This is a genomic window from Corynebacterium sp. HMSC069E04, assembly GCF_001813175.1.
GTDB lineage: Bacteria > Actinomycetota > Actinomycetes > Mycobacteriales > Mycobacteriaceae > Corynebacterium > Corynebacterium aurimucosum.
Map to the genome: position 1 here is coordinate 26,387 of NZ_KV811679.1, position 8,882 is coordinate 35,268.

The window sequence follows — 8,882 nt, forward strand, 5'->3', positions numbered from 1 at the left end:
GGCGTGTGGGTGGATTGAAGTCCACTCCACGTCCGCCTTTCGTGGTTTTGGTGGCGCCGACGAGTCTCGGAATGCTTCAGGAGCCTGCGCAACAACGCCCTGCAACACCGCACCTTTCAGTACACTCCCTTCGCGCTCACCGAGAGCGCGCAGCCCGTCTAGCGAAGCCCCCACGGTGAGCGCGAAGGGTGGGGGGAACGGAGAAGGAATAAAAAGTCGGCGCAAAAAGGACACCGACGACACAGGGCGGGGTTTAGCTCGGAGACGTATCAGTGGCTAAACCAACGGTGCCCTAGATGACGAAAATCTCCGTGCCGATCGAAAAACGGGCGATGGTTTTGGCAGATCGGGCAGTTTCAGAAGGCGACTACAGCTTGGTGATGAGTGTTAGGCCCGCCCCATACGGCAGGCGAGTGACGGCAGCACCCTCGAGAGAGCGAGCGTATTCGTCGGCCTCGCGGGCGGCGGCGGTGTCGCGGTCGGTGCGGGAGGGGTCGGCGACGGTGCCGTCGAGAAGCGCATTGGCCAACACCAAGGTGCCGTGCTGATGCAGTAGAGGCCAAGCGGCCTTGAGCAGCGCGGGCATATCGAGCGCTGGGACCTCGGCGTAAATCACCTGGTAGGTGTCATTGGCTAGGCGGCCCATGATGTCGAGGGGACGTGAGGGCAAGAAGCGCCCACGGCTAGGGGAGTAGCCGGCCTCGCGGAAAGTTCTCTTGGCGCTGGCCTGGTGCTCGGCTTCCGGGTCAATGCAGGTAAGGATTCCGTTCTCCGGCATGCCGGCGAGCAAGTAGAGGCCCACGACGGATGCTGCGGGAGTGATCGCTACCGCTTGCGGGCGGGAGGTGGTGCCGGATGAAGCCGCCGCGAGCGTGCTGAGCAGCTGGCCGGTGGCTTCATCCGGGGCCGGCAGGCCGTACTCCTCCGCATGGGCGCGGGCGCCGGCGAGCACCTCGGAGACCTCGCTGGTGGATTCGATATAGGTACGCATTGCGTCATAAGCCGTAGTAGTCACAAAGAAAACCATAGTGAAATCGCCTCAGCTGCGTGCCGAGAATCGCCCGCAACTCTCCTCAGCTGTGACGCAAGAAGCGCATGTAAGAGGTGTGACGGATTCACAGGCTGCTCACAGGGCCGTGGCTGGAGTTTCGACGCGCACTATAGAAAGATATTCGCCATGACCACACAGCAGCGCGAGTTTGAGCACGCTCACCGTTCCACCGATTCCTCTGCCACTGGCAGCCATGCTGTCAGTGCTGAAGTTGAGGAGTTGACCGGAACCGCTGCATTCGACGCCGGCCAGGCCGAGATGCCTTCGTGGAGTGAGCTCGTGGCTGAGCACGCCGATGATGTCTATCGCTTGGCGTATCGCCTGTCTGGTAACCAGCACGATGCCGAAGACCTCACGCAGGAAACCTTCATGCGTGTCTTCCGCTCCTTGGATAAGTACCAAGCAGGAACCTTTGGGGGCTGGCTGCACCGGATTACCACCAATCTCTTTTTGGATATGGTCCGCCACCGCTCCAAGATCCGCATGGAGGCGCTGCCGGAGGATTATGAGCGTGTCCCAGGTACAGATATGACCCCGGAGCAGGCCTATACGGTGGCCAACCTGGATCCGGCGTTGCAGTCAGCCCTGGATAACCTGGCGCCGGACTTCCGTGTGGCGGTGGTTCTCTGTGATGTCGTGGGTATGAGCTACGACGAAATCGCTGAAACCCTCGGCGTGAAGATGGGTACTGTGCGTTCGCGCATCCACCGCGGCCGCTCCCAGCTGCGTGCCGCGCTGGAAAAGGAAGCCCAGACAAACGCAGACACGCGCAGCCTGCTGCGTACCCGCTAGACTGGGCAGCGTTTGAATCTTAGAGGGCTAGACTCCCGCAGCTAAGCACTAGGCCACTGCACAAGAGCATGCACTGAGGTGAGGTGACGTTGAGGTGAAAGCAGAAGGACATAGCAGCGACGGGCATTCCCTGAGCCTGTCCGGGTTCTTCACCGAGGCCCAAGCCAAAGTCCGCGATAAGGCAAAGTCCCGCGCCCAGCGGGCAGATACTATCGGCCATTTAGGGCCCGAGGCGGTCGTCGCTTTTGTCGACGGCGAAATGCCGGCCAAATATGCCCACCGCGTACGCATCCACCTCGTGCACTGCCCGGAATGCCGGGCGGAGATTCACCACCAGCGCAACGCCGCCGAGTGGGTTCGTGAATGCAGTGTGGAATCCCATGTCAAGGCTCCTGATTCCCTGATGACAAAGCTCGCGGGTATCGCCCATCAGGGCATAGGGCCCGGGCCGGATGCGGAAGCTCCCGCGCACCAGCCACGCCAGGATTTCCTGGACAAGGTGGAGATGGTGGTGCGCGCCATCCGGCATAACCAGCGGGGCTAACAAGAGACCGAAGCCTCCCGCGCGCCCGTCGCCCAGTCACCACTAGCTAAGTAGTTAAGATAGTTTCGTGTTTTCCTCAATTGGTTGGGTAGAGATCCTTGTCATCGTGCTGCTGGGTCTGGTGATCATCGGTCCCGAGCGCCTGCCCGGCGTGATCATGGATGTCCGTGCGGCTATCTACGCGGCGCGCAAGGCCATTGCGAATGCCAAGGCGGAGCTCAACGGTGAGATGAGCGGGCTCGGCGCGGAGTTCGACGATCTCCGGGTGCCTTTGAGTCAGGCGGCGGAGTGGACGCGGATGGGACCGCGCGGGGTCATTACCAAGGCGCTTTTCGACGGCGACGACTCCGCCTGGGATGATTTCAACCCCAAGAAGATGGCGGAGGACATCAAGAAGAGCACCAGCCCGTATGAGCACGATGCGGATATGAATAACCAACCCGCGCACACGCAGCAGGGTCCGGCGCAGCCAGCGCCGCAGCAGACCCCTGGCCGGCCGACTTTTGATTATTCGGAGGTCTACCCGGACCTGAACGCCGGAGTACAACAGCCGACGGGGGAGAAGGCGACTAAAACGACACAGCCCCCGCGCGGTGGGAATGCGCCCACCGGCGAGGGCAGCTCCTCCTGGGAGGATGTCACCTAAAGGCTATTTAGCCTTTGCGGGTCACACCCAAGCCGAGCTTCTTACCCACGAGGGAATCGGAGCGCACCGCAATGGAATCCGCCACCTTGGTGATGGCTTGGGTAGCGGGGGAGTCGGGCGCGGAGATGACGATGGGGGTTCCGGCATCGCCAGCCGCGCGCAGGCTCGGATCGAGCGGGATGCTGGACAATAGGGGAACCTCGTGGCCCAGTAGGACGCTGAGGCGCTCGGCCACCACGCTGCCGCCGCCGGAGCCGAAGATGTCCATGGTGGATCCATCCGGCATGACCATCGCACCCATGTTCTCAATCACACCGGCCACGCGCTGGCGCGTTTGCTGGGAGATGGAACCGGCGCGCTCGGCCACCTCGGCGGCGGCCGCCTGCGGCGTGGTCACGATGAGGAGCTCCGCATTAGGGATGAGCTGGGCTACGGACAGGGCAACGTCACCAGTACCCGGTGGCAGGTCCAGCAGGAGCACGTCCAAGTCACCCCAGAAGACATCTGCGAGGAACTGCTGAAGTGCGCGGTGGAGCATCGGCCCGCGCCAGACCACGGGCGCGTTGCCCTCCACGAATTGGCCAATGGAAATGTGCTTGATGCCATGGGAGATGGGGGGAAGCAGCATTTCGTCGTCAAGCACTGTGGGGCCCGCCGTGGAACCCAGCAGGCTGGGCACGGAGTGGCCGTAGATATCGGCGTCTACGATGCCCACCTTGAGGCCCTTCTTGACCAGGGCCGCGGCCAGGTTCACCGTGACGGAAGACTTGCCCACGCCACCCTTGCCGGAGGCCACCGCAAAGACTCGGGTGGTGGATTCCGGCTTGGCAAAGGGGATCTCCGGTTCAGCTTGCCCGCCGCGCAGCTTTTGCTTGAGTTCTTTACGTTGCTCATCGCTCATCGGCGTCATGGAGATGCTGATGTCGCCGACACCGTCGAGCTCCGCCACGGCCGCACGGGTATTGGACTCGATGGTGCCCTTCATCGGGCAGCCGGCGATGGTGAGATAAAGCTCGATATCCACGTCCGAACCGTTAACAGTCACGGACTTCACCATGCCGAGCTCCGTGATGGGGCGGCCGATTTCTGGGTCATCGACGCGGGTGAGCGCGTCGCGAACGGAAGATTCAGTAATAGCGCTAGTCATAACGGGCATTAGTCTAGTCACGTGCTATCGGGGAGAGCCACCCCGCCGTCTGGCCAGCGGGGCGTGTAAAATTCAGCCAGATGCTGCGGCCCAGCGCTGCGGACTTTGGACCCTGAAGAACAGCGACATGTGTGCTCGACATGTCCGGTTGAATAGAAAGAATGCGCCTGATTCTGATGCCCCGCCTTATTGCACATTCCCGCACCTTCGCCCGCATTGTTGGGGTGGCCTTGGTGGGGGTTGTGGGGGCGTCGTTAAGCGCCTGCTCTGGGTATGAACCCAAGCCGGAACCGAACCCAGTGAACTCGGCGCCGATTACCATCATGATTGATCCGACTTCCCATGAGCAGCGCGTGCTGGCGGAGATCTACCGCCAGACCCTGCGCGATGAGGGACGCGCGGCTACCGTTTCTCAGAAGCCAATGCTGGTGCGCCAGGGAGGGGAACATGTCAGCGGGGTAAGCACTAATGGCAACTTTTTCGTCGGCTGCACGGGTGAATTCTTAAGCGTCTACAACCCGGAGGAAGCCCGCGCGGTTTCCAAGGACTACGTGGCTGCCAAGGAAGAAGGCACCAAGGACGTGGATTTTTTGGAGCGCACCCACATCGCTCTCATGGCCTCCTTGCCACCAGAGGTCTCCGTGGTGGAGCCAGCCGGTGCTGAAGGTTGCCCTAGCTCTAAGCTGGAGCTTCCACAGAATTACGTCGTGGTCTACCAGGATGGGCTATTCAACCGCGATGAGAAGCTGGAGATAGCCTCCTTCACCAAGTTCCTCACCGCGCAGGATCTTGATGAAGTCGTGCAGGAAGTGGAAGATTCTGAGGACTTTGAGGGGGCCGTGCGCGCCTGGATGGAGGCCAACCTCATGCAGAACCTCAACGAGGAAGGTGACTCCAATTCGTCCGGCGGGTCCGACTTGGTCCACGAGGAATCCTAGAAATACGACTGTAGGGGGGTGTTCCTAGCCACTTGGGGGTGGCGATACAGGACTGCATAAAACGGCGATGGGCACGCCCTGCTTGGCGACGTCTCCCCGCACCGCCCGCCTTCTACGTGCAGAAACCGGAGAGTATCTCACAGAGCTGGCAATTCTGGGAAATCTATACTTTCCATATAGTTGTGTTTATTATTAAAAATTGCAGGTAAAATCCCTTTTTTATTGCGACTTTATGTGTGGGAGGGTATTATTTCTAGGGTTCACCTGCCTTTTCCTGTCATCTCTCTAGGAAATCTGTGAGGAACTGTCCTGAGAGGTCTCCGCGGCTTTCGGGTTTCCGCACTGTGGGGGTGGAGCAGGGTACTGCATTTGAAAGGACCTAAAGAATGAATGCATCAAGGAACGGCGCCGCTCGGCGACGCTCTTCCCGTAAAGGAGTGGCAGCTCTTTCTGCTATTACACTCGCGCTCAGTGGGCTGAGCATCACCTCTTTTAACACGGTGATGCCCGAGGCCACCGCTGCGACGCTGAGCGGTGGCATCCGCGACAAGTCCGGCGCGGTAGAGCAGGACGCCCAGAAGGCCTCCGACCTGCCGGCCGGGTCGTGTGTTGTTGAAGAGAGCAACACCTCTAACCACAGCCAGGCTGGTTTCAGCTGGACCACCCAGGAGCCGGGTGCAGATAGCCCCTCGAAAACCTTGTGGGGTCTGAGCGTCTCCTTTGATAGCTCGAAGGACCGCACATTCGCCGATTGGTCCTTCACCAATGGCGGGAACCTTGGCAGTGTCTTGGGTACCGGCAATGTGCCTTCCATGGATGCCGGCCAGACCTTCCTTGGCAAGAGCGTCACGCACAAGGCTGACGAAAGCATCGTCATTGATGGTGCTCGCCAGCAACGAAACCTGAATCTCTACGCAGAACTGACCGATGACAAAGTCAAGCAGTTCGCTTCGGCCACTGCCGCCAATCCCGTGCGCTACGCCTGGCAGAGCAATTACACGAAGGACAATCCTTCGGGCCTGAAAGCTACGGAAGGTGACAGCTCGGAATTCAAAGCTGTTGTAAACCCGTGGCCGAGCGAGAACATCGAATGTAACCCGATTACGGTGTCGTGGGAGAACTGGGAGAAGCACGTCATCGTGCCTGGTGACGAAACCAAGGTCGGTACGATCAACGTCCCTCCCGTGCAGAACGACGCCAAGGACGACTCCATGTCCCGCATGGTCGTAGAGGCTTACGACGGCAACGGCAAGTTCATCGGCACCACCGACCCAGAAGCCTCCGGTGGTACGCAGAACCTGCGTATCGACGAAAAGACCGGTGACATCTACTTCACCTGGCCGGAGTACCGCGGTACTGACCTGGCGACCGACAAGAACGTCAACTTCTCCGTTCTGGCAAAGCCGCGTAGCGTCGAGCAGCTCCAGGCTGCCTCTGACAACAACACCTATGAAAAGGCAGGCAAGGCCTTCGACAGCTCCAACTCGCTGGATCGCTACAGCAAGGCGAACGTCATCGACTCCAAGGCGTTCTCGCTGGATGACACCGAGTACCACGCCCCGAAGTACGACAAGACGGACGCTGCGATCATCTCCGGCGTTGACAGCGAAACCGGCCCGCTCGCTACCGAGCCGCAGAAGGTCACCTTCACCCAGACCCCTGACCTGATCAAGGAACTGGCGAAGAAGAAGGAACAGAAGGGTTTCGAAGCTAAGGTCACCCTGGACGAGAAGTACGTCTACGAGGGCTGGACCGTCGACATCGACGATGACTACAACGTCACCGTCACCGCTCCGGAAGAGCCGAAGCCGGGTAGCTTTGCACGCCCTGTTGTTACGGTGGAGTACTCGAACGGTTCCACTGACAAGCTGGAACTGCTCGTGGTTGTTGATCCGAACAACACCCAGGTCACAGACCTCGTGCGCCCTGGCCTATCCAAGGGCAAGTTGAATGAGGACATTACCGCCCAGGTGGGCACCAAGTCCATCATGAAGGGCCACAAGCCGGTCCACCCGGCCAAGTTCGAGATTGATCAGTCCACTGTCCCTGAGGGATGGACCGTCACCGTCGATGACACCGGCAAGGTTACCGCGAAGGCAGATGACACCGTCACGCCGGGCAGCATCATTACCCCGAAGGTGAAGGCAACCTACCCGGACCAGACCACGGATGAGATCGAGACCCAGTTCCAGGCGATCGTGGACATCAAGATCCCGACGTACGACACCAAGACTGGTCAGCCGAACGCAAGCGTCAGCCTCACTCCCGAGATCCCGGAGCGTGGTCTGAGCGGCAACACGACCGATGAGGCCCCGACGCGCTACACCTTCGAGGATGGAACCAATGAAACCACCCTCACCAGCAAGGACGGCAAGACCTGGACTGTCTACGTAGACGAGAATACTGGTGAGATCACGACCACGATTCCGAAGGGTGCGCAGGAAGGCGACATCCTCAATGTTCCGGTCCAGGCTCACTACAGCGATGAAGGCAAGCAGAAGCCACAGACGGTTGTAGGCACTGTCGTCGTCATCAAGGGCGACATCGAGGCGAACTACAACGTTCAGACCACTGCTCCTGGTCAGGAAGTCAAGCACCAGGTTGAGGACACCCCTGACAACTCTACGTTCTCCTTCGGTAACAAGAATGGCAAGCCGGTTCTTACCCAGGAGGTTAACGGCTGGAAGTACTCCATTGACCCGAAGACCGGTGAAGTTTCCTCCACGCCGCCGGCCGATGCCAAGCCGGGTGACAAGAACACCGTCACGGTAACGGTTAACGCCCCGGGTGGTTTGACCACCCAGGCCCCGGTCACCACCGTGGTGAAGCTGACCAATAGCTGGGAATCTGAGCCGGTTGTTCCGTCGCAGACGGTCTACCCGGGTGGTACGGCGACCTCGCCGATTGGCGTCGAGAAGCCTGCAGACATCAACCTCGATGCGGACAAGCCGTTCACTATTGATCCGAAGGGCAAGGGCCTTGAGGCCACGGGTGAGAACAACGAGTTCGGCAACCCGACCTACAAGGTGAAGACGGCAAACGGCGACTGGATCGTTGGCCTGGATGACAAGGGCAACGTCATCTCCACCGCGCCGGAAACTGCGAAGCCGGGCGACAAGATCGACGTTCCAGTCATCGTGACCTATGAAGACGGCTCGAAGGACAACACCACCGCGACGGTCAACGTCATCGACGTCCCGAAGCGTGAGGTTCCGTTCGATGTTGAGTACAAGTACGACGACTCCATCCCTGCTGGCACCTACAAGGTTGAGACCGAGGGTGTGCCGGGCGCAGAGAAGATGAACAAGGACGGAACCTGGGAGCGCACCACGGAGCCGACGAACGAGGTCGTTGTCATCGGCACCAAGCCTGCCGAGAGTGCCAAGGACGTCAAGTGGACGTTCCCGATTCCGTACCCGACTGAGGTTCGCGAGAACCCAGAGCTCAAGCCTGGCGAGATGAAGGTTATCCAGGAAGGCGAGAACGGCGAGAAGACCTACACCGCTAAGTTCACCTCCAAGGGTTCTGAAGCTCAGGTTGCTGAGGAAGAAACCACCAAGGAACCGGTCACTCGCATCATCGAGGTCGGCCCGGGCATCCCTGATCAGGAGCTGACCAGCAAGAAGACCCAAGAGGTCCCGTTCGAGATCGAGTACGTTTACGACGACACCCTCGAGTCCGGCGAGCAGGTTGTCGACGAAGAGGGCGTTCCGGGTGAGCAGACCATTACCTCCACCCAGAAGATCAAGGACGGCAAGCCGGAC

General features: G+C 60.0%; 7 protein-coding genes. 5 read left to right on the forward strand and 2 right to left on the reverse strand.

What is annotated here, in order from left to right; translation table 11 throughout:
- Positions 1-367 precede the first annotated feature (367 nt).
- The gene (locus tag HMPREF2896_RS07195) at positions 368-1,015 is read right to left on the reverse strand and encodes an O-methyltransferase (RefSeq protein WP_070443206.1); all 648 of its coding nucleotides are present in this window, start codon (positions 1,013-1,015) and stop codon (positions 368-370) included.
- A 162-nt stretch (positions 1,016-1,177) separates the two neighbouring features.
- On the opposite strand from HMPREF2896_RS07195, the gene sigE reads away from it, so the two are divergent.
- From sigE to HMPREF2896_RS07210, 3 genes are all read left to right on the forward strand, one after another.
- Entirely contained in the window at positions 1,178-1,843 is a 666-nt protein-coding gene (gene sigE / locus HMPREF2896_RS07200) for an RNA polymerase sigma factor SigE (protein WP_070443151.1), read from the forward strand.
- 94 nt (positions 1,844-1,937) lie between these two features.
- Positions 1,938-2,387: an anti-sigma factor family protein gene (locus HMPREF2896_RS07205; RefSeq protein ID WP_070718750.1), complete on the forward strand. Its 450-nt coding sequence runs from the start codon at positions 1,938-1,940 to the stop codon at positions 2,385-2,387.
- Between the two features lie 67 nt (positions 2,388-2,454).
- Positions 2,455-3,033, forward strand: a complete 579-nt coding sequence (locus HMPREF2896_RS07210; RefSeq protein WP_070718753.1) for a twin-arginine translocase TatA/TatE family subunit — start codon at positions 2,455-2,457, stop codon at positions 3,031-3,033.
- 7 nt (positions 3,034-3,040) lie between these two features.
- On the opposite strand, the gene HMPREF2896_RS07215 is transcribed toward HMPREF2896_RS07210, so the two are convergent.
- A complete protein-coding gene (locus tag HMPREF2896_RS07215) occupies positions 3,041-4,180 on the reverse strand; it encodes an Mrp/NBP35 family ATP-binding protein (RefSeq protein ID WP_210384553.1) in 1,140 nt (379 codons plus the stop codon).
- Positions 4,181-4,341: 161 nt separating this feature from the next.
- Between HMPREF2896_RS07215 and HMPREF2896_RS07220 the strand changes: the two genes are divergently transcribed.
- Positions 4,342-5,118: a hypothetical protein gene (locus HMPREF2896_RS07220; protein WP_070718758.1), complete on the forward strand. Its 777-nt coding sequence runs from the start codon at positions 4,342-4,344 to the stop codon at positions 5,116-5,118.
- A gap of 386 nt (positions 5,119-5,504) precedes the next feature.
- On the forward strand, positions 5,505-8,882 hold a 3,378-nt coding region (locus HMPREF2896_RS12655; protein WP_246824005.1), incomplete at its 3' end, for an adhesin domain containing protein.

Excerpts from the sequence above, each read along its gene's own strand:
- sigE (WP_070443151.1), top strand. The coding sequence starts at position 1,178 with ATGACCACACAGCAGCGCGAGTTTGAGCACGCTCACCGTTCCACCGAT.
- HMPREF2896_RS07215 (WP_210384553.1), bottom strand. The coding sequence starts at position 4,180 with ATGACTAGCGCTATTACTGAATCTTCCGTTCGCGACGCGCTCACCCGC.
- HMPREF2896_RS07220 (WP_070718758.1), top strand. The coding sequence starts at position 4,342 with ATGCGCCTGATTCTGATGCCCCGCCTTATTGCACATTCCCGCACCTTC.